The following is a 21037-nucleotide window of genomic DNA, read 5'->3' on the forward strand; positions in this document are numbered from 1 at the left end:
AATTGGTATGACGCGGCAGGTCCGCCGCCTCCTCACTCGGGAGCAAGGTACGAGCCGGGGCCGTCGATGGATTTCGACGGCCCCGGTTTGAATCGAGCCCACAGCTCCCGTCAGTGCACTTCGGCGGTCGGCGCCTCCCCTTCTTTCCCCAGAAGGGAGATCACGACCGTCAGGATGATGTTGATGAAGAAACCCCACATGAACCCCGGCCACCCCAGCGGGGAAACGCCCAGGATGCGCGTGCCGAACAGGATGGCGATCCCTGCCGTCAGCCCCACGGAGGCCCCCAGCCGAGAGCACCTTTTCCAGTACATCCCCAGCAGGAAGGGGGGCGCGAGCTGGGCAAGGCCCGTATAGGCCACATCCTGGATGACCTGCACGAAGGTTGCGGGCGGCTTCAGCGCGATCAGGCCGCAGATCGCAGCGACCGCGAACACGATGATCCGCGATATCCGCATGTTCTGCTCATTGGAGATCCGGCCCCTTCGGGTCAGCAGGATGAGGTCCTGGGAGACGAGCTGCGAGCTCACGAGGAGCATGGCGTTGATGGTGGAGATGCCGGCCGCGATGGCCGCCGCCATGATCAGCGCTGCCACGAACCAGTTGGAGTACTTCAGCATCAGGATCGGCAAAATGTTGTCCGCAGCGCGGACCTCGGAGGCGCTCACCAGAATGTGCCCGGCAAGTCCGATGAACAGCGTCGAAAAGCCGTAGATCAGGATCTGCGAGATGGGGATGCTGATGGCGGACCGCGCCAGCGCCTCCTCGTCCCGCGCCATCAGGGACTTGTTCCAGACGTGGGGGCAGAGCCAGATCCCGAACGGCAGGACGATGAACTGCATCACCCAGTACTTGTCCGTGTACAGCCCCTTCAGGCCGGGCCGCGACAGGAGCTCCGGGGCCGTCTGGCGAACCTGGGTGAACAGGTTGACGATGCCTCCCGACGGGACCAGGGCGACCCACGCCGCGAGGACGATCCCGATCAACAGGATGACGGCCTGTACGGCGTCCAGCAGCACGACGCCGCCCGCCCCCCCGATCAGGACGTAGAGCAGGGAGAAGGCCACGCTGACCAGGATCGCCGCGTTGTAGCTGATGGCCCCGCTGCTCACCACGCTCATGGCGCGCGCGTTGCCCACGTACTGCATCGCAAGGAAGATCATCGTCATCAGCACGGAGACGCAGGCCGCCATGACCTTCAGATACCGGCTCTGAAAGCGGTCCTCCAGGTAGTCCCCCAGGGACATGTAGCCGCGCTCGTTGGCCAGCAGCCGAATCTTGTTCCCGAAGTACACCACCATCAGCGCCACCCAGACCTGGCTCAGGACGAGGACGATGAAGGAGATGCCGTGGGTGTAGTACATTCCGGGCGACCCCAGAAAGGCAAAGGTGCTCTGCATGGCCGCGATCATGGTGAGCGGCAGCAGGATGGAGTTCACCCCACGGTTCGCAAGGAAGAAGTCCAGCGCGGAGGCTTTTTTCTTGCGGCGCCCATGGACGACGGTGATGACCAGCATCGCCACCAGGTAGAGGACGATCACTCCGAGGCTCAATACCCCTGTGTTCATGCCTTATTTTTCTCCTTTCTTGCTGCTTCTTACAAAATCCCGACAGACCAGGAGGACAAAGGCCAGGTTCACGACCATGAGAGTCCACCAGTACGCCAGGGCCACGGGCAGCCACCCGAAGAGGTATCCCTGCTCACCCCAGGTCATCGACAGCGGCAGCGCCCCCAACAGGAGCAACACCAGGAAAACACAACCAAACAGCTTTTGCTTCATGTTCACCTCACGTCCTTTCCGTCCGTATAGACCACCCTGCCGCCGCAGAGCGTGTGCTTTACCCGTCCGTAGAGCGTCATGCCCGTGAAGGGAGAGTTGGAGGATTTCGAGAAGAAGCGGCTCCCCACGGTCCAGCTTTCCCGTTCGTCAAAGACCACCAGGTCCGCATCTCCGCCCTCTCGGAGGCTGCCGCAGGAGAGCCCGTAGAGCTCTGCCGGCCTTGCGGTCATCTTTTCCAGGAGCTCAAGCAGGGTGAGGTGCCCCTTTCGCACCAGGTTGGTGATCCCAAGCGCCAGGGCCGTCTCCAGCCCGATCATCCCGCTGGGCGCGTGCAGGAGGTCCTGGGCCTTTTCCTCGGAGGCGTGCGGCGCGTGGTCCGTCGCGATGATGTCGATGACGCCCTCCTTCAGCCCGCGAATGAGCTGGTATCGGTCCTCCTCGGTCCGAATCGGAGGGTTGACCTTGGCCAGCGTTCCCTTTTCCAGGACGATCTCCTCGTTCAGGGAGAAGTGCTGCGGCGTGACCTCCGCCCAGACGTCCGCGCCCAGCCTCTTCATCAGGCGCAGGACCTCCACGGACACGCCGGAACTCAGGTGCTGGATGTTGACCCTGGCCCCGGTGTGCAGGGCCAGAAGGCAGTCCCTGGCCATCAGCGTCTCCTCCGCGACGGCAGGGGCGCCGGGCACCCCGACCTCCTTCGATATCCTTCCCTGGTTGATGCCGGGGCTTCCGATGAGGTCCGGGTCCTCCTCGTGCAGGCTGATGGGCACGCCGAGCTCCCGCGCCCGCTCCATCGCCCTCATCATCAGCTTGACGTCCTTGATGGGCAGGCCGTCGTCCGTGAAGCCGATCGCCCCCGCGGCCTTCAAGGCGTCCATGTCCGTCAGCTCCTGCCCCTTCATGCCGCGGGTCACACAGGCCGTGTTCAGGACGTGGATGGGGAGGTCCGACTCGCGCCGCCTGAGGTCCTTCAGCGCCTCCGCGTCGTCCAACGGCGGCTTCGTGTTCGCCATGCAGATGACCGTCGTGTAGCCGCCCGCCGCGGCGGACGCCGCCCCCGTCGCAACGTCCTCCTTGTAGGTGAGCCCTGGGTCGCGAAAGTGCACGTGCGTGTCCACCAGGCCCGGCGCAACGGTGCAGCCTTCGGCGTCGATGACCTCCGTGAACTCCCCGCCCCTCGCGTACTTCCCCATGCCGGCGATCCGACCGTCCTGGACGATGACGTCCAGAACCTCGTCCAGGCCGCTTTTGGGGTCGATAACCCTCCCGTTTTGAATCAGGATCATACCGCTTCTCCTTTCAGGTACTCGCAGATCACCGCTGCACCGTCACAGATGCTGGACAGCGAGGCAAACTCCTTCCTGTTGTGAGATACGCCGTGCCGGCAGGGAATAAAGACCATGCCGGTGTCGCACAGCGCGGCAAACGACATCGCGTCGTGTCCTGCGCCGCTCGGCATGTTCCTTGAGCTGATCTTAAGGCGTGACGCCGCTCGCTCCAGCCCCCGCTGAACGCGGCGGCTCATGGCGACGGGCGGAACGCTGCCGATCTTCATCTCCAGGCAGGTCGCGCCGCGGCTTTTGGCGATGTCCTGCGCCCTCGAGCGGAGGGCCTGCTCCATCCGATCCAGGCTCTCCTCCTCGATGCCGCGCAGGTCGATGCCCAGCGCCACCTCACCGGGGATCACGTTCAGGACGTTGGGGCGGTTCTCCACCACGCCGACGGTCGCGACGGATTGATGCACCGCCTCCTCGCGCCCGATCCGTTCCACGGCCAGGATGACCTCGGCTGCGGCGCACAGGGCGTCGTTTCTCAGGCCCATGGGGGTGGCGCCCGAGTGCTCCGCCATGCCTCGCAGGATGAACCGAAAACGCCGCGGCCCCGCTATGGTACTGACGATGCCGATCTCCGTTCCCGTCTCCTCGAGGACCTTGCCCTGCTCGATGTGCAGCTCCAGGTACTCCTTTATCCCTGAGATATTCTTCGGGGAGAAGGACAGCCCCCGCTTTTGAAATATCTCGTCGAGTCGCTCGCCGTCCCGCGACCTCAGGCTCCCGATGTCCGAAGAGTACTTCTCCTGGCCGGCGATCAGGCCAGAGCCGATGGTGCAGAGCCCGAAGTTGCTGGACTCCTCGCACCGAAAGGCCGCGACCCTGAGGGGGAGCCTGACCTCCTCCTCCTCCTGAAGGCGCCTGACGACCATCAGGCCGGCGATGACGCCCGCGACGCCGTCGTACCGCCCGCCATCGACGACGGAGTCCAGGTGAGAGCCCAACAGGTAGTAGTCCCCCTCCTCCCCGTTGGACGCAAAGGTGTTGCCCACCTCGTCCGTAAAGACACCGCACCCCAGTTCCCTGGCGAGGGCCTCGAAACGGCGGTGCATCTCGTCCTCGACGGCCGAGTACCCAAGCCGCGTAACCCCTCCTTCCCTCGTGCTCCCCACGTCGTAAAAGGCCTCAAAGAGCTCCCCGCAGTACCTTATCTCTGAAACGCTGTGCTGCATGACGTTCTCCTGCCTCCGTTCAGGAATTTCCACGGCGCTGATGGGCAAGCCCCCGTATCTCGGAGAGGGCCCTGTGGCCGTGCTCCGCAAGATAGCGGTCTATGCCGTCGACGATCTGGACCATGGCCGCGGGATTTTGGAAGTTTGCGCTGCCGACCTGCACCATCGACGCCCCCGCGAGGAAGTACTCGACCGCGTCCTGCCAGCGCGCGATCCCACCGCTTGCGATGATCGGAATGGCCGTTGCGGCGCGGGCCTGCCAGACCAGGAACAGGGTCTGGGGCTTCACGGCCGGCCCCGACATGCCGCCTGAGACGTTGCTCAGGACGGGGGAGCGCGTCTCGACGTCGATCAGCATGGCGCGCCACGTGTTGGCGATGGTGACGGCGTCCGCCCCCTCTTCCTCGCTGACCCTCGCGCTGACACGGATGTCGGTCACGTTGGGGGCTAGCTTCACGAAGATCGGGAGCCGGGTCGCCTCCCGCGCCGCCTTGAGGGTCTCGCGAAGGACGTCCGGGGTGGAGGAGAAGGCCAACCCCGTGCCAATGTTGGGACAGGAGAGGTTGAGCTCCACCGCTGCAATGCGCGGATCGTTGGCGACAATCTCCAGGGCCTCGCGGTAGTGCTCCTTTCGATTGCCCGATAGGCTGAGGACGACCGGCGCGCCGATGCCGTCATAGCGCGGCAACTCCTGCGTCATGAAGGCCTCGATGCCGACGGAGGGGATGCCCACCGCGTTGATCATGCCGCCCGTCACCTCTGCGATGCGCGGCGGCGGGTTGCCCTGCCGAACGAGGCGATGAACGCTCTTGACCAGGACCGCGCCGAGTTCGCTCATGGGGAAAAGGCCCGCGTTGTTCTCAAAACAATCCCAGGTTCCGGAGGCTGGCATGACCGGATTCTTAAAGGTGATGCCGCCGACCTTCACCGACAGATCCGTCCGATACTTGAGCTCCGACATCGTCATCCTCCGTCTCACAGCACTTCGTCCACGTCGAAGACCGGACCGTCCCTGCACACCAGGGCGTACTCTCCCCCCGCCTCGGAGCGTCGCGTCCTGCAGGCGCACCCCTTGCAGGCTCCAAGGCCGCAGGCCATGTGCTCTTCGAGGGAGACGTAGGCGGGGAAACCGTACTTGAGGTGCAACTCCTTCATGCCCAGACCGAGGCGACGGGAACCGCAAGAATAGGCGGCGTCAAAATTCAGGCTGCGGCAGTCCTCCGCCATCCGGTCCGTGACGTTGAGGGAGGGGGCCGTCGTCGTCGTCACCCTGGCCCCAAGGCGCTCAAACTGCGATCGGTTGAACAGGCCCTCCTCGCTCCTTGCGGAGAGGTAGACGTGCAGCTCCGTGCCATGGGCTGCGTAGTCCTGCGCCAGCAAAAGGAGCGGCGCGATCCCCATGCCCCGACCGATGAGGGCGACCCGCGAGGCACCTTCCCGAACGGGGAACCCCCGCCCCAGCGGGCCGAGGACCGCGACGCTGTCGGCCGGCCTCAGAGCGGCCATGAGGGCGGTTCCACGGCCCCTGACCTGATAGAGCAACGTCATGACCCCGTTCTTTCTGTCCACCGAGTTGATGCTGAACGGACGCATCAGGAAGGGGTCGTCGCCCTCCCAACACCGGACCATGACGAACTGCCCCGGGCGGGAGAGCCCGGCCATATCCTGCACGTCGAGGTCGAGTGCGAAGGCTTCTGCGCCGACCTTCGCCTGTTGAAGCACACGGCATTTCAGGTACATTGCTGTCTCCTTCCCGTTGCGGCTCCGTCTAAAAAACTCTTAATCGACACCCGGCCCTGCAGCCCCTTGCGCAGGCGGTGAAAAAACGGCCCACGGGTGCCCGAATTTCGCTGGAGCGGTGACGCCTGGACGATGACGGAGGGACCGAATCCCCCATGGGCTCTACCCATTGGATTTACCTTATCATAGATGAGCGGGAAAAGACACTGCGAGTTTGCACCGAGGGTGCAGCCATGGGCAAGGCGCACTGCCGACAGGCTTCAAGGTCGACGGGGCTGCGGCATCCCGCGGCAGGGGGTTTATCGTTACAGCAGCGTATGGGATTTCAAAATCGAAGTGCTATCATAATTAAGTTGAGAGACGACGTTGAGAGGACAGGGCGTCCGCGCCCGCTGGGGCAGGACCCCAAACGTGCGAGCCGACCTTTCCGAAAAATCTTCAAGCCAAGGAGATGGGACCGATGTTCGCTCAAAGGCTCTGGGCTTTGACGAAAAAAGAGGCGCTGCAGATCGTGCGGGACCCCAGCAGCATCGTCATCGCGTTCGTGCTGCCGCTCACCCTGCTCTTTCTCTTCGGCTACGGGCTCTCCCTGGACGCCCGCGAAATTCGCATCGGGATCGCGCTGGAGGACGGCGGCCAGCCGGCGCGGGACCTGGCCCGACGGTTCGCCGCCAACCCCTACTTCAGCCCCAGCCTCGCCGCGTCGCGGCAGGAGTTGCTGCCGGCTCTGGTCACGGGAGAGCTCAAGAGCGTCCTGATCGTCCCCCAGGGCACCTCCGCCGCCCTCTACTTCAATCAAAACCTGAATCAAAATTCGGGCCGAAAGGCCAGCCTTCAGTTGCTGACGGACGGAAGCTACCCGAACTCCGGCGCCCTGGCGGAGAACTACGCGCTGGCCGCGATCCTCCAGTGGGGAGGGGAGCTGTCGCGCACGTCGCTGCCCATCGTCGTGGAGCCCCACTTCCGCTACAACGACGGGCTGGAGAGCCGGTACTCGCTGATCCCAGGCATCATGGCCGTGATCATGGCCCTGATCGGGACGATGCTCACGGCCCTGGTGGTGGCCCGCGAGTGGGAGCGCGGGACCATGGAGGCGCTGTTCTCCACGCCCGTCAGCGCGCTGGAACTCCTGCTGGGCAAGCTGATCCCCTACTACCTCCTGGCGATCTTCTCCACGTTCTTCAGCCTGGCTCTGTCCGTGTCGCTCTTCGGCGTCCCGTTCCGCGGCTCCCTGCCTGCCCTCTTCGCCGTGGCGTCGCTCTTCATGATGTCGGCGCTGGGGCAGGGCCTCATCATCTCCACGCTCTCCAAAAACCAGTACGTCGCCTCCTTCGCGGCGCTGCTCTCCGCCTTCCTGCCCGTCGTGCTCCTGTCGGGCTTCATCTTCGAGCTGAACTCCATGCCGCTCGTCCAGAGGGCGATCGCCGCCGTCCTGCCGGCGCGATACCTGGTGACCTGCCTCCAGACCCTCTTCCTGGCCGGCGACGTCTGGCCGCTCCTGCTCCCCAACATGATCAGGCTGGGGCTGCTGGGGCTCTTCTTCCTGGCCGTGACGCTCCGATACACCAAAAAGGTGCTGGCCTGACCATGTTCGCCCGCATTCGCTCCCTGATCGTCAAGGAGCTCTACGCCGTCCTGCTGGACCCCAAGACGCGATTTCAGGTGTTCGTCGGGCCCTTCGTCATGCTCTTTCTCTTCAGCTTCGCCATCACCATGGAGGTGCGTAACGCCTCCCTGGCGGTCCTGAACCAGGACGACGGCGACCTGGGGCGCAGGCTGGAGGCGGCCTTCACGGCGGGGCCCGCCTTCACGCGCTCCTTCGCCCTGTCGAGCGTCCGGGAGATCGAGCCCGCCATCGCCGAACAGCGGGCGCTGATGGTCCTGCGCATCCCCGAAGGCTTCTCGGCGTCCCTGATGCGCGGCGAGCCGACGTCCGTGCAGGTCGTCCTGGACGGACGGAAGGCCAACGCGGTCCAGATCGCCTATGGCTACGCCACCTCCATCGCGAACGGCTTCGCCCGCGGGCTCAGAAAAACCCTCACCGGGACCGACGCGCTCCTGTCCGTGGAGCCCCGGCAGCTCTTCAACCCGAACCACGACTACCTCTGGTTCACCCTGCCGGTGCTGTTGGTCGTCTTGACCCAGATGCTGTCCCTGGTCGTTTCGGGCATGAGCGTCGCGCGTGAGCGGGAGCTCGGGACGTTCGAGCAGTTGCTCGTCTCGCCGCTCTCGCCCCTGGAGATCGTGGTCGGTAAGACCCTGCCTGCGGTCGCCATCGCCTTCGGGATCGGCGTCGCCATCCACGTCCTGGCCCGAACGGTCTTCGGCGTGCCCTGTCTGGGGAGCCTGGGGCTCCTGGCCTTCGGCTTTCTGATCTTCATCCTGGCCTGCACGGGGGTGGGGCTCTTCGTCTCCTCGCTCTGCAACACGCAACAGCAGGCGTTCCTGGGGGTGTTCACCTGCATGGTGCCCTTCGTCCTGCTCTCCGGATTCGCCACGCCCATCGAGAACATGCCCCACGCCCTGCAGACCCTGACCCTGTTCAATCCCTCCCGCCACATCATCGTCATCGCCCTCGGCGTCTACCTCAAGGGCATTCCCCTGCGCGAGGTCGCCGTGCAGCTCCTCTGGCTCGGCGGGATCGCGACGGTGACGCTCGGCGCCGCCGGGTGGTTCTTCAAGCGCAGGGTTCAGTGACCCCTGCGCCGTTTTTCCCCGATCGGTCCATAAATCGGGTTGCAAGGGCCCGCGGCCCTTGCCGGGGTTCCGGGGAGGAGCCCCGGAGAAAGAAAGGAGTCTTTTCCATGAAAAAACGGTTCGCCCTTCTGCTTCTCGTTCTCGCTGCCGTCCTCGGCGCGCTCTACGCGAACGGGGAGCTCGATGGGCTGATCGATCGCTTCCGCGAGAAGGACCCCCATCGGATTCGGCTCTACGGCAACGTGGAGATCCGACAGGTGCTCCTGGGCTTTCGCGTATCGGGCCGCGTCGAGGCGGTCTACCGCGAGGAGGGCGAGAGGGTGGCGTCCGGCGACCTGCTGAGCATCCTGGACCCCGTCCCCTACCGCATCAAACGCTCCGAGGCCAGGGGGGCCATGCTCCAGGCCAAGGCGGCCCTGGACAAGCTGCACCGGGGGTTCCGCACCGAGGAGGTCCGTGAGGCGGCGGCGCAGCGCGATCGGGTCCAGGCGTCGCTGGACCTGGCCGAGAAGGACTACAGCCGCATCTCGAACCTGTTCGCCCAGAAGGCCGTCGCCAAGAGTGAGTTGGACCGGGCGTCGTCGCAACGCAACGCACTGAGGGCAGAGCTTGCAGCGGCCGAGAACGCTCTGGCCCTGATGCGCGAGGGCTACCGCAGGGAGGACATCGAGGCGGCGGAGGCGGCCTATGAGGCGGCCAGCGCCCGGTTTGCGGCGGCCGAGAACGCCCTTTCGGACACGGAGCTGCGCTCCCCGGCCGATGGGACCATCCTGACCCGCGTCACCGAACCGGGAACCGTCGTGGGGGCCGGCCAGGTCGTCTACGCCCTGGCCCTCGAGCGCCCCATCCAGGTCCGGGCCTACATCCCTGAGCCTCAGCTGGGACGGGTCCGGGTGGGCATGCCGGCCCAAATCGTCACGGACTCGTCCCCCGCCCCCATCGAGGGCACGCTCACCTTCATCTCCCCGACGGCCGAGTTCACCCCCAAGCAGGTGCAGACCGAGGACCTGCGCACCGACCTGGTCTACCGCGCTCGAATTCTGGTGGAGGACGATCGGGATGGGCGGCTCAAGAACGGGATGCCCGTCACCGTCTTGATGGAATCCATCGAGGCCTCCGAGGGCGCGGCGTCAAGATGAGCGAGGTCGAGAAGCGGCTGCCCATCGATTCCCAGAAGACCTCGGAGATCGTCGTCGAGGGGCTGGTCCGCACCTTCGGCAAACGCACCGCGCTGGACGGGATCACGGCCCGCATTGGAGGCGGGCGGATCACGGGGCTGGTGGGGCCGGACGGCGCGGGCAAGACGACGCTCCTGCGCCTGTTCTGCGGCCTCCTGGCGCCCACCGCAGGGCGGGTTTCCGTGTGCGGGTGCGACACGGCGGAGGACGCGGACGCCATCCACGAGCGGGTCGGCTACATGCCGCAGCGCTTCGGGCTCTACGAGGACCTGACGGTCATGGAGAACCTGAACCTGTACGCCGAGCTGCGCTCCGTGCCCCGCCGGGAGCGGACCGACCGCTATGCGGAGCTCCTGGCCTTCACGGGGCTTGAGCCCTTCACGGGCCGCCTGGCGGGCCGGCTCTCCGGCGGCATGAAGCAGAAGCTGGGCCTGGCCTGTACGCTGCTCTCCCGGCCTCCCGTCCTGCTGCTGGACGAGCCGGGCGTGGGCGTGGACCCCCTGGCGCGGCGGGAGCTGTGGCGCATGGTGCGGGGGCTCCTGGTTCGGGACCGGATCGTCGTCTGGAGCACCGCCTACCTGGACGAGGCGGAGGCCTGCGACGCGGTGTTGCTCCTCAACGAGGGCAAGCTGCTCTACGACGGGACGCCGGAGGACCTGGCAAAGCGCGTCGAGGGCCGGGTCTTCCTGCTGGGCGGGGCCGGCGGGAGGCGTCGGAAGCTAATCGCCCCCCTGATGGAGCGTAAGTGTACCCTGGACGCGGTCATCCAGGGCTCCAGCGTGCGCGTTCTGACCAGCGACGACGGTGCGGAGCTGAGAGAGAACCTGGACGCCATCGCTTGCGAGGCCGAAGTTTTGGCCGATCCCTCTTCCCGCCTTACGCTCAGGCCTGCGCCGCCCCGCTTTGAGGATTCCTTCATGCAGCTCCTGGGCGGAGCCCGGCGCGGCAGCGACGCGGTGGCGGCGTTCTTCGAGGAAAAGGGGACGGGCCGCGTCTCCGTGGAGGCGCGGCACCTGACGAAGCGGTTCGGGAACTTCACGGCGGTGGACGACGTCTCCTTCTCGATCGAACGGGGCGAGATCTTTGGCCTCCTGGGGCCCAACGGAGCCGGAAAGTCCACCACGTTCAAGATGATGTGCGGGCTCCTCACCCCCACGGAGGGCGAGTGCGCCGTCTCGGGGCTGGACCTCAGGACGGCTCCCGGCGCGGCGCGGGCGCGACTGGGCTACATGGCGCAGAAGTTCTCGCTGTACGGGGACCTGACCGTGCTGCAGAACCTGCGGTTCTTCTCCGGCATCTACGGGCTGAGGGGCGACGCGGCGCTGGAGCGCGTGGTCGAGACCTTTGGCCTCGCCCCCTACCTCTCCTCCCGTGCGGGTTCGCTGCCTCTCGGCTTCAAGCAGCGCCTGGCGATGGGCTGCGCCGTGATGCACGGGCCGGACGTCCTGTTCCTGGACGAGCCGACGAGCGGCGTGGACCCCGTGACGCGGCGCGAGTTCTGGACCTGCATCAACAGCTTTGCGCTGAAGGGCGTCACCGTGATGGTGACGACGCACTTCATGGACGAGGCGGAGTACTGCGACCGCATCGCGCTGGTGTACCGGGGCGGGACGATCGCCTCCGGCCCTCCCGACGCGCTCAAGGCCTCCGTGCGGACGGAGGCCTGTCCCGACCCGACCCTGGAGGAGGCGTTCATCGCCCTGATCGAGAGACAGGACGCGGCCCCAGCGTCCCTGCTTTAGGGGGCATTTTTGACAGCGCTCATCCCTGGAGGGCAACGACCGAAGCCCCTCACGCCCCATCGCTTCCAAAACGAGAAACTTAAGGAAGGGTTGATCGATCTTCAAAAGTTGTTAAAAGTCAAGGAACATCAAACCTCAGGGTATCCTTCAGCGATTCCCTGAAATTTTAAAAAGGAGCTACGCCCTTCAGAGAGCCTTCCGGTTGCCGTCCGCTGACCTCTGCAATGGGCGGTCCACCTCAAAGCGTTCTCCGCTCAGGCAAAGGTCCTCCCGAAGTGCTCCATCATGAGCCGGGGCAACTCCGGCTCCGCGTCCATGTCAAAGCTGTGCTGCACGTCGAAGCGGTGTACGCTCTCCGGCGCGAAGATGGGGACCGTCACGACCTCATGGGGGATGACCTCGTCCCGGGAACCGATGATGACGGCACAGCTCGCGTCGCTGTGGCGCAGCATGTGGCGGCTCAGAACCTCCATGTACTCCAGCAACAGGTCATGGTTCAGCACGATGCAGCGCCTCGACAGGTGGGGGTTCAGCGAGGGGTTCACGAGGACGGTGGGCAGGCTGGGGAACAGGGCGTTCAGGCAGTAGGCGAAGAAGCCGCCCCAGGACGTGCCCACGACCCTCACGCTCCGGCCCGCCTTGACTTGGGCGCGCACCTCCGCCTCGTAACGCGACAGGACCTCCTCCGGATGCGCCGTGGTGTAGTCGAAGGTGGGGCAGAATATCTCCTCCTCCGGGTACGTCTTTCGAAGCCAGAGGTATTTCGTATTCTCCCCCTGCCCTCCGAATCCATGAATGTTGATGAACATCTGCTAGACCTCCTCATCTGCCGTCCCCAGGAGCGGGCGGGGTGTCGGGGACGACCCCGTCTTTTCGTCCATTCTAACAGATGGAACGCGCCTTTCATTTTGCCCCGCAGGCCGGCCTCGGAAGGCCGTTTCCATGGCCGACAACAACCGTATGTCCCAGGAAAAAATCGCTATACTATACTCGTGTTGGCGGGGCGAAGGGCCCCCCAGGGCTGCAACCTGCCTGCAGAACGTGGAGAGGTGCGGCGACTGCGACGCGCCCCTCTGTGCCTTCAGGGCGCCGGTATGAGGAGGAGCACCCATGCAATACCTTGGACGCTACACGTCGCCCCTGGGAGCCATCACCTTGGGAAGCGACGGCGAGAGCCTGATCGGGCTCTGGTTTGACGGCGAAAAATTTTTCTGCGACAAGATCACGGAGGATACGGAGGAAGGGAATCTGCCGGTCTTTGACACCACGCGGCGGTGGCTCGACGTCTACTTCTCCGGTCGGGCTCCGGACTTCACTCCTCCCCTGAAGGAGATCGGCTCCGACTTCCAGCTTGCGGTGTGGCAGATTTTGCGCGCCATCCCCTTCGGTCACACCGTGACCTATGGGGACATCGCGGGCCGGCTCGCAAGGCAGCGGGGACTGGCCCGCATGTCCGCTCAGGCCGTGGGGGGTGCCGTGGGACACAACTCCATCTCCATCATCGTGCCCTGCCATCGAGTGGTGGGGGCGAACGGAAGCCTGACGGGCTACGCCGGCGGCGTGGACAAAAAGCAAAAGCTCCTGACCCTGGAGGGCGTCGACATGTCGCGCCTTTTCGTGCCCCGGCGCGGTACGGCGCTTTGAGCCTCAGCGGGCATTTAACACCCTACCCCCATCGCAGACCAATCTTTTTTCACCTCCGGTCTTGCCAATGAAGCACATATAAAAACAATGCTTTGGGGTAAGTTGAAGTCGTTTTTTCACACGGTATCGCCCTTACAGCGTGACATGGTTTCATCCATTTCCATCTTGACCCGGAGTCGACTTCAGGATATACACTGACGCTATCCCAAAGTGGCGGCGCTTTTGACCCGATGCCGCTGAACTTGGGCGGTTTGACGGAACTTGTGTCAGGGCGAAAAACATGGGGGGGAGTTACGATGACTTGCCTTGAGGAAGGGATCAAAAAGCTGGGCTTCGGCCTGATGCGCCTGCCCAGGGATGGCGACGCGATCGACGTCGGGCAGACGAAACGGATGGTGGATCGCTTTCTGGCGGAGGGGTTCACCTACTTCGACACCGCCTGGGCCTATCCGGGCAGCGAGGACGCGATTCGCGAGGCGCTGGTGGAGCGCTATCCAAGGGAGAAATTTCAGCTGGCCACCAAGAACGCCGCGTGGCTGGAATGCAAGACCCGCGAGGACGCCGTGGCGCAGTTCGAGACCTCGCTGAGGCAAACGGGGGCCGGATACATCGATTTCTACCTGCTGCACAACCTGGGAGAGGGAAGGACGCACTTCTTTAATGACTTCGACATGTGGAGCTTCGTGCAGGAGAAGAAAAAGGAAGGGCTCATCCGGCACGCAGGCTTCTCCTTCCACTCCACGCCGGAGGAGCTGGAGGATATCCTGAAGGCACATCCCGAAATGGAGTTCGTTCAGCTTCAGATCAACTATGGCGACTGGGAGAACCCGGCCATCCAGTCCAGGGCCTGCTACGAGATGGCCCGGAAGTACGGCAAGCCGGTGATCGTCATGGAGCCCGTGAAGGGAGGAATGCTGGCGACCCCTCCGGAGTCGGTGGCGAATATCCTGAGGCGGGCCGATGCCGACGCCTCCATGGCGTCGTGGGCCATTCGCTTTGCCGCGGACCTGGACGGCGTGCTCACCGTCCTCTCCGGCATGAGCGACCTGGCGCAGATGGAGGACAACCTGTCCTTCATGAAGGACTTCACGGGACTGTCCGACGCGGAGCGGCGAACGCTGGAGGAAGCCAGGGAGGAACTTGCCCACATCCCGCTGATCCCCTGCACGACCTGCAACTACTGCTCCAAGGTCTGCCCCGTGGAGGTCGGGATATCCGGGACGTTCACGGCGATGAACGCCCTGACGCTCTACAGCGACCTGGCTGCCGCCAAACACCAGGAGTCCTGGCTGGTCGGCGGGCACGGCAGGAAGCGCGCGGCGGAGTGCGTTCGGTGCGGCCACTGCGAGCAGGTCTGCCCGCAGCACATCGCGATTCGGGACGAGCTGGCCAGGGCGGCGGCGTTCGCGTAATTCCACTTCAGCCCTGCCATATGAAAGGACGATGGAGGCATCTTAAACGCGCTCAATCGATGAAGCCTCACGACCTGCGGACTGGGAACGGCCCATTGGTTTGACAAAAAGCAAGAGACTGATATAATGTTTCACCGTTGGGGCGATTAGTTCAGAGGTAGAACGCTTCCTTGACACGGAAGAGGTCAGAAGTTCGATTCTTCTATCGCCCACCAGTGACAGCAAGGGTTCAGGAGATTTTCTCCTGAACCTTTTTTGTTCTCCTTGAAGCGCCCTTGAAGCAAAAACAAAAAAAGAGGGCCCCGCAGGGCCCCGTTTTACATCAGCGTCACAATCCCCGCCTTGAAAACCTTCGGCAGGATATCCCAGCCGGTGTATCGACGTGTAGTCCGTCTCCCGCTCCATGCCCTTCTGGTACGCCGCGATCATCCCGGCCTCGATGCGGTCCACGTTCCGGTTGTGGTCCTCCGCCACCAGCTCCGCCGCCCGCTTGTGCTCCTCGCTCAGGAGGCTGACCAGGTACGCTGTGTCGCCCGAGGCGTCGAGAGAGTTCTTGAAGTTGCCGTTCAGGATGGCCTGTGCCTTCTTCTCGTTGCGCAGTCCCATGTAGATTTCCTGAATCTCGCTCCAGGTGTAGTCCTTCCCGTTGTACGTGGTCGCGATTCGCGCGAAGTCGGACACCCGGAACCCCAGTTCCCGCAGCCCCGTCTCCACCCACTCCCGCCGCGCCTGAATGTGCCGCAACGATTCGTCTCGGGCTGCTGCCGTCATATCGACGAAGTACTTGACGAACGGTCCGTGATAACCCGTGCGCCCGTGGTCAAGCCAGTCGAAGAAGCGGTCCTTTGCCAGCGTCACGGCATAGGTCCAGTCTCTGGCCTTCGCCGCCTTACCACTCAACCCCTTGTACTGCTTCTTGAGGTCCTCCGGCCCGGTGACGACCTTTGGCAGGTCGGCCTTCCGCTTCTCCAGCGTGTCCCGCAGGTCGGTGTAGATCGTGTCCTTCCTTTCCGTGCGTTCAAGGTCCCATATCCTGTACTCCTCAGCGCCGCGGTCGTAGATCTGCTGCACCTGATCGTTCAGGGCGCGCAGGTCGTCTATGGTCATCTCGTTGAGCGTTGTCTCCCCAAGGTGCGCGGTGTCCTTCTCGTTCAAGGCCTCCGCAAGCTCCGGGTCCTCCCTAAGCCATTGGGCGACCTCCGTTCTGTGCTCCAGCGTCTTCTTGCTGCGCCGTTTCAGGTCGTAGGAGGACAGGAGCTGTTCGATCTCCTTGTGCGCTGCCCAGGTGACCGTCTCGGAGCCCGCCATCCGGTTGATGCCCTTGACAAGCTCTCCAACCTCAGCCTTGACTTCCTGGCGTTCCTTGAGCTTCTGTTTGAGCGCGGTAATACGCGCCTCCACTGCGGCGCGTCCTTTGGCGTGCCCTTCCTTGACCCCCTGGCGCCAGGCGGCCTTGCTGTACTTCTCCGCCATGGCGTACCCGCGCCGCATCGCTTCGGACAGCGTGAGCACGGCTTCGGGGTTGCCGTCCTTGCTAGCTGATGCTATACTTTCAACAGAGTTGCTTGTCTGGCGAGCGCTCCAACGCCGGGAGTTACCCTGCACCTCCTGACTCCCGGAGCCCGAAGCCAGAACGGAAGCAGGGCCGTTGACGGGGGTTGCGCTCCTCGTCGCAAGCAATTTTTTTCTGCTGACATAATTTTTGTTTGCAAACCACGCTGTCTTTACACGATAGACCCCATCCTCATTGATCAGCTCCACCGCAACGGTGGGATGTTTCTTTTCGTCTCCGCGACGGATGAGCAAAAGAGAATCCCCAGACCCCCTGCGCACCTCATTGAACTCTGCCAGGCTGTCCAGAATAAACGTCTGCACATCAGGATACCCTGCATCGAGTATCTGGGCTCCGTGTTTCTCTTCCGCGTGCCTCACAGCCCCGACGTTGGCCTGAATGACCCCGGCCTGTATCCCCGCCGCTGCGGCTACGTCCTCGTCGATCATGCCAAGGGCTGTCGACCCGTCGGGCAACATCAGCAACTCGCTGTCGTCCGCCTCGTCGATGGAGCGTCCGGATTCCGGAGTGAGCGCCACCGGCTCCATAGTGCGTTCGGGCACGACGTCGCCCTCCGCTGAGAGCGTCTGGTCCAGTGCCTTGACGCTTTCGGCGATCTCCCTCTGTTCCCGGTACGTCGCCTCGAGGTCAGCCTTGACCTGAGCGTTGTTCTTGTCCTGGTCGTATTCCGCCTGGAGCGCCTTCTGAAGCCTCGTCAGGTACCGCCGGCGGTCCGTCATGTACTCCCGCGCGCCGTCCACGCCCAGATGTTCCACCAGCGCGTTCAGCGTGTCGGCGTTAACCTCCACTAGCGGGGCGGGCTTCTTCACCACCTCGTTGACGTTCTCCTGAAGCCAGTCCACGAGCCCCTGAACGTCAAGATCAATGCCGTGCGCCTGAAGCGCCTCGGTGAGGACGTCCAACGCAAGCTGCGGCCCTTCCGTCGTGTTCCGGAACAGCCCCGGCCAGCGCTTGCGGACGTCCCGCGCCAGGTCCTCTCCCAGTTGCACGATGAAATCCCCAAAGCGCAGCCCACCGTTCTCGCGAATGAGCCGCGCCACGTTCTGCACGGCCTCGTGCGCGTTGCGCTTGAACTCGTACTCCTCAAGCTGTCCCAGCCAGCCGGTCACGGCCTCCCTGGCATCCTCCGGGACCTCGTAGAAGCTCCACTCGTCGGGGGCCTCGTACCCCAGTTGCTCCTGTTCCGTCCGCTCCCGCAGCTCGGCCTGATAGCGCTTAATCTCCTCCTTGATCGCCGCGTTCTCGACGGCCAGTTCCTGCACGGTCGTCTCCGCGGTGATCTCCTCCGGGGTCGCCAGCAGGCGGGCGTAGATATCCCGCATCTCCGGGCTGAGCTCGATGCCCAGCGCCTGCACCACGTCGTGGTAGACTTCGATCATCCACGCCCGCAGCCTGCGGAATACGCCCCACAGGGCCCGGCTCGGCGCCCTGCCCTCGGCGATGTACGTCTCGAACCCCTGAGCGAAGTACTCATGAGCCTGCGTCCGGGCCTGCCGGCGCACCTCGGCGTCCTCGGAATCGAACTCCTCCCGCGTCACCCCCGCGTGCCGCAGCACCTCGTCCACGTCGGCCCTCAGCTGAGGGTCTGCCCCTTCCACTCTGCTGAGCTCGTCCAGCATCCGGAAGACATGGTGCGCCAGCTCGTGGAAACTCGTGCTCCGGTTCGCGTTCTCGAAGAACTCGATCAAGCTCATGCCGTCTGGCTGGACCGTCAAACGGGCGTTGATAGCGGACTCGGGCTTGCTTTTTTGGGGCAGAGGTGGTTTACTTAGGGCAGTCCCCCTGGCCCGCTCCCTCTTCGTTGCGGAGGATGTAGCTTCGGAGAGCGTAGCGCCGGAGAAGTCTTGGCCCTTGTCCGGCGTATCGGGGCGGGGGGTTCTTTTATCCGGCACATCTTCATCCCATCCAGATACAACCCAATTAACTTTTTTGCCATCGTACTCTTTACCCAGCACGACGGTATAAGGGCCTTTTGTTATATTGACGCGCCGTTTCCGCCCATTCTGGATAGGATATTCTTTCCCCACATCTCCTTTTGCAATAACATCGACCAACGTTCTCATAAACTCCTGTGGCCTTGTCCCCTCCGGGATATGATATTCCAAGATGTGAGCTATCCCGGCCCCCTTATTTCCCCAAAGGAACGCGATATCTCCAAGCTCCTCCCGGTGCATGGCGTCCATCACGTCGGTCTGCTCTGTGATGACCTTCTCCATGGCGGCCTGCCCACGTCGGATGTTCTCGGTCTCCTCGGCCTGCTGCTCAGAGTATGCCTCCATCATCCCTTCCAGGATGATCTGATCTTCCCGTGCCACGTCCTCTGTTTCAGCCAGCAGGCGCTCTTTGCGTTCTTTGTCGGACAGAAGCGTGCGTCTCCCGGCATTCCGGGCCTCCGCTTCTCCTGCAAGGCGGTGATAGTTTTCGCCCTCCATCGCAAAGCTCCCGCCGCCGGCAAACCCTTCGATGTTCTGTATCGCGTGCTGTATCTCGTGGATAAGCGCTGTCTTTGCGATATCACTTCGGAGGTACGCATTGAGTGAAATTGTGTTCCCGAATGGGTTATAGCTCCCGCTAATTTCCCTGTGCCCGGTCTGGAACCTGACATTGATATCCGCCAATTCCGGGTACGCCGCATAAAGTTCCGGCGCGTCGTAAAAATCAGAGAGCCGGGATGGCTCCCTTATCTGCCGTGCAACAGGCTTCAGCTCCTCAAGCCGGGCCTGTTCTTCTTCCGTGATATCCCCGTCAATAAATTTCCTTTCGAGCTCACGAAACTCCAGCAGATCCGGGTTGGTGATGAACCCCTCGCGCCGGAAGGTCCCGTCCAGAATCTCGTGCCGCCACTTCCCATCCGCCCCACGCTCCCAGCCCGTAGCCAGGCGAATCGCCCTGGCGTCCTTCCCGGCCTGCTCCATCTCGCGGGCGACGTTCAGGTTGTCGAGGCGGGCCGTGCCTTCTTCAGCAGCATCCAGGGTTTCTGCCCCGCGCCTGCCGATGATCTGGTAGTACGTCTCCGGGTGCTGATCGTCCTCTACCTTTATCCCGGCCTCCTCCGCCTTGGCCCACAGTGCCTTCTGCCGCGCCTCGTTCTCGTCGATGAGGGCGTCGAGCTCCTTGTGCATTCGCTTCAGGATGGCGTGGGCCTCCTTGACGATGCCGGCCTTCTCTTTACGAAGGCCTTTTTGCACCTCCTTGTCATCGTCGAACGCCAGGTTCTTCTCGACCTCCGCCAGGTCGAGGAACAGCTCCTCCAGCTCCGGGACCCCACGCCAGCGGGTCGGCTTCTCCATCGTCTCGCCGGGGTCGCTCCCCGCCTCATAGAACGCATAGTCCTCCGGCCCCCGCCCCAGAAACGGCTCGTAGTACTTCGTGACCGTCACAAAACGCTCCATGAACGCCCGCAGCTCAGGGTCCCATTCGGACGCCGGAGTCGCCTCCGCCTCGTCCATGCGGTCGTAGAGCTCCGCAAGGCTGTTGACCCCGAACAGCCTCATATCCCGCAGGCGATCTTCTGCGTCGTCCTTCATAGCGTTGAGGTGACCGGCATACCACTCCTCAAGCCTGCTGTATATCTCGCGTTCTTTCTCCGCGTCACGGGCTTCTTCATCACACAGCCGGTCGAGGATTGCCTCGATTTTTTCGTATTCGTCCCCGTCCAGGGGTGTTTCATCCAAAAGTGCGCGATACTTTACGGCTTCTTCCTTACGCGGCCCCTCCGGCCACGTCGTGGGGTCGTTTTCGTCATAGCCCACGCGGTTTGGCCGCTCCAGCCCCATGCGGTCCAGCGCCTCGCGGGTCAGGAAATACCCTACTCCATCGTCGGGGAACCCCTCTATGGTGAGACCTCCATTGATGGCGGCGATGACTCCTTCCAGGTCCTCGCGCGTCTGGTATGCCAGGTTGTTACCCCACACCCTGCGCAGCAAAGCGCCGGGGTCTTCGCGTGCCTCCTGCTGACCGGAGGCGCTCTGGCGTGGTGTCCCGTTATAGGCGATCTGGTTGTAGACCTCTGCTTCCTGCTCATACTCGCGCCGTGTCCCGTCAGGCAAAATCATGTATTTGGGCTGCTTGCTTCTGATAAAATCCAGCTTTGCCTCGTTTGGCATTTGCTTGATTTCTCGGGCGCTGGTCAAAACCCATACTCGCCTTGTCCTGTTGGGCAGGGTTTCTATCACTTCCACACCTTTGCCTCTGGGGCCATGAGCCCAAGTCCATTCAATATGTGTCCCATCGGAGAACCTCTCACTTAATATAAGCCCGTCATAAGCCCATTTATGAGATGTTCCGTCAGGCAGTTTTTCGTACAACATTTGTCCATTTTTATGCCACTGGCGTTCAGTTCCATCAGGGAGAGATTCGTATCCCTTCCGTCCATTCTCGTGCCATTCTGTTTTTGTGCCACCATGAGTATAGTCCGTCTGCATCTGCCCGTTCGGGTACCATTCACGAAGAAACTTCCCGGGTAGGATTATTCGTTTAATCTGATTACTCGGATAGAACTCGCGTATTGTTCCATCCTTTAGCTTTTCTTTTACCTTCGAGCTGTGTCCCAAATCTTCATGGTAACCATAAATGACACCGTCGCCTTTCCCCAGTCTGTATGGGATTGCAGGAAACGATTCATCCTCCCTGTCCCACCACTGCGTTTCCTCCTTATCGGATGCGCAAAACGCCAACAACTTCCCATTTTGAAACGCAATACGCTTCGGGATGGAATCATAATTCCGCCACATCCTCCATGCGTCGGTCATTCCGCCGCGTTTCCCC

Annotated in this window: 16 protein-coding genes, 1 tRNA gene and 1 pseudogene; 10 read left to right on the plus strand and 8 right to left on the minus strand. The window is 63.1% G+C overall.

Translation table 11 applies throughout. From position 1 onward, the window contains the following. Positions 1-110 precede the first annotated feature (110 nt). The 6 genes from SY1_RS03920 to SY1_RS03945 are packed head-to-tail and all read right to left on the minus strand — an operon-like array spanning position 111 to position 6024. On the minus strand, positions 111-1568 hold the full coding sequence (locus SY1_RS03920; RefSeq protein ID WP_015556252.1) for a sodium:solute symporter family protein: 1458 nt from the start codon (positions 1566-1568) through the stop codon (positions 111-113). A 3-nt stretch (positions 1569-1571) separates the two neighbouring features. Next, positions 1572-1781 carry a hypothetical protein gene (locus SY1_RS03925; RefSeq protein WP_015556253.1) on the minus strand — a complete coding sequence of 70 codons (210 nt, stop codon included), beginning with the start codon at positions 1779-1781 and terminating at the stop codon, positions 1572-1574. Between the two features lie 2 nt (positions 1782-1783). Continuing rightward, positions 1784-3067 carry a dihydroorotase gene (locus tag SY1_RS03930; RefSeq protein ID WP_015556254.1) on the minus strand — a complete coding sequence of 428 codons (1284 nt, stop codon included), beginning with the start codon at positions 3065-3067 and terminating at the stop codon, positions 1784-1786. Then, positions 3064-4284, minus strand: a complete 1221-nt coding sequence (locus tag SY1_RS03935; RefSeq protein ID WP_015556255.1) for a hydantoinase/carbamoylase family amidase — start codon at positions 4282-4284, stop codon at positions 3064-3066. The genes SY1_RS03930 and SY1_RS03935 overlap by 4 nt, the downstream gene beginning before the upstream one ends. Positions 4285-4303: 19 nt before the next feature. Next, a complete protein-coding gene (locus SY1_RS03940) occupies positions 4304-5245 on the minus strand; it encodes a dihydroorotate dehydrogenase (protein WP_015556256.1) in 942 nt (313 codons plus the stop codon). A 14-nt stretch (positions 5246-5259) separates the two neighbouring features. Then, positions 5260-6024 carry a dihydroorotate dehydrogenase electron transfer subunit gene (locus SY1_RS03945; protein WP_015556257.1) on the minus strand — a complete coding sequence of 255 codons (765 nt, stop codon included), beginning with the start codon at positions 6022-6024 and terminating at the stop codon, positions 5260-5262. 484 nt (positions 6025-6508) lie between these two features. Here SY1_RS03945 and SY1_RS03950 point away from each other — a divergent pair, with 484 nt between their 5' ends. The 4 genes from SY1_RS03950 (at position 6509) to SY1_RS03965 (ending at position 11641) form a co-directional block, all read left to right on the plus strand. Further along, positions 6509-7609: an ABC transporter permease gene (locus SY1_RS03950; RefSeq protein WP_208872773.1), complete on the plus strand. Its 1101-nt coding sequence runs from the start codon at positions 6509-6511 to the stop codon at positions 7607-7609. A 2-nt stretch (positions 7610-7611) separates the two neighbouring features. Then, on the plus strand, positions 7612-8721 hold the full coding sequence (locus SY1_RS03955) for an ABC transporter permease (protein ID WP_015556259.1): 1110 nt from the start codon (positions 7612-7614) through the stop codon (positions 8719-8721). A 107-nt stretch (positions 8722-8828) separates the two neighbouring features. Next, positions 8829-9860 carry an HlyD family secretion protein gene (locus tag SY1_RS03960; protein WP_015556260.1) on the plus strand — a complete coding sequence of 344 codons (1032 nt, stop codon included), beginning with the start codon at positions 8829-8831 and terminating at the stop codon, positions 9858-9860. Beyond that, a complete protein-coding gene (locus SY1_RS03965; RefSeq protein ID WP_015556261.1) occupies positions 9857-11641 on the plus strand; it encodes an ATP-binding cassette domain-containing protein in 1785 nt (594 codons plus the stop codon). The genes SY1_RS03960 and SY1_RS03965 overlap by 4 nt, the downstream gene beginning before the upstream one ends. Before the next feature lie 254 nt (positions 11642-11895). On the opposite strand, the gene SY1_RS03970 is transcribed toward SY1_RS03965, so the two are convergent. After that, entirely contained in the window at positions 11896-12450 is a 555-nt protein-coding gene (locus SY1_RS03970; protein WP_015556262.1) for a YqiA/YcfP family alpha/beta fold hydrolase, read from the minus strand. 301 nt (positions 12451-12751) lie between these two features. Here SY1_RS03970 and SY1_RS03975 point away from each other — a divergent pair, with 301 nt between their 5' ends. The 6 genes from SY1_RS03975 to SY1_RS04000 all read left to right on the plus strand — a co-directional run bounded on the left by SY1_RS03975 (position 12752) and on the right by SY1_RS04000 (position 18042). Beyond that, positions 12752-13285, plus strand: coding sequence for a methylated-DNA--[protein]-cysteine S-methyltransferase (locus SY1_RS03975; RefSeq protein ID WP_015556263.1), 534 nt, complete (start codon positions 12752-12754; stop codon positions 13283-13285). A gap of 296 nt (positions 13286-13581) precedes the next feature. After that, positions 13582-14697 (plus strand): aldo/keto reductase, encoded by a 1116-nt coding sequence (locus SY1_RS03980; protein ID WP_015556264.1) that lies wholly within the window; start codon positions 13582-13584, stop codon positions 14695-14697. Between the two features lie 140 nt (positions 14698-14837). After that, positions 14838-14912, plus strand: a tRNA-Val gene (locus SY1_RS03985). A 127-nt stretch (positions 14913-15039) separates the two neighbouring features. Continuing rightward, positions 15040-16239 (plus strand): hypothetical protein, encoded by a 1200-nt coding sequence (locus tag SY1_RS03990; RefSeq protein WP_208872775.1) that lies wholly within the window; start codon positions 15040-15042, stop codon positions 16237-16239. Positions 16240-16470: 231 nt separating this feature from the next. Continuing rightward, complete coding sequence (locus SY1_RS03995; RefSeq protein WP_208872777.1) at positions 16471-16830, plus strand: hypothetical protein; 360 nt, start codon at positions 16471-16473, stop codon at positions 16828-16830. Positions 16831-17139: 309 nt separating this feature from the next. Further along, complete coding sequence (locus SY1_RS04000) at positions 17140-18042, plus strand: hypothetical protein (protein ID WP_208872779.1); 903 nt, start codon at positions 17140-17142, stop codon at positions 18040-18042. A 180-nt stretch (positions 18043-18222) separates the two neighbouring features. Here the strand turns inward: SY1_RS04000 and SY1_RS12750 are convergent. After that, positions 18223-21021, minus strand: a pseudogene (locus SY1_RS12750) (LPD23 domain-containing protein); the annotation flags it as partial. Positions 21022-21037 lie beyond the last annotated feature (16 nt).

Source organism: Fretibacterium fastidiosum (assembly GCF_000210715.1).
Taxonomy (GTDB): Bacteria; Synergistota; Synergistia; order Synergistales; family Aminobacteriaceae; genus Fretibacterium; species Fretibacterium fastidiosum.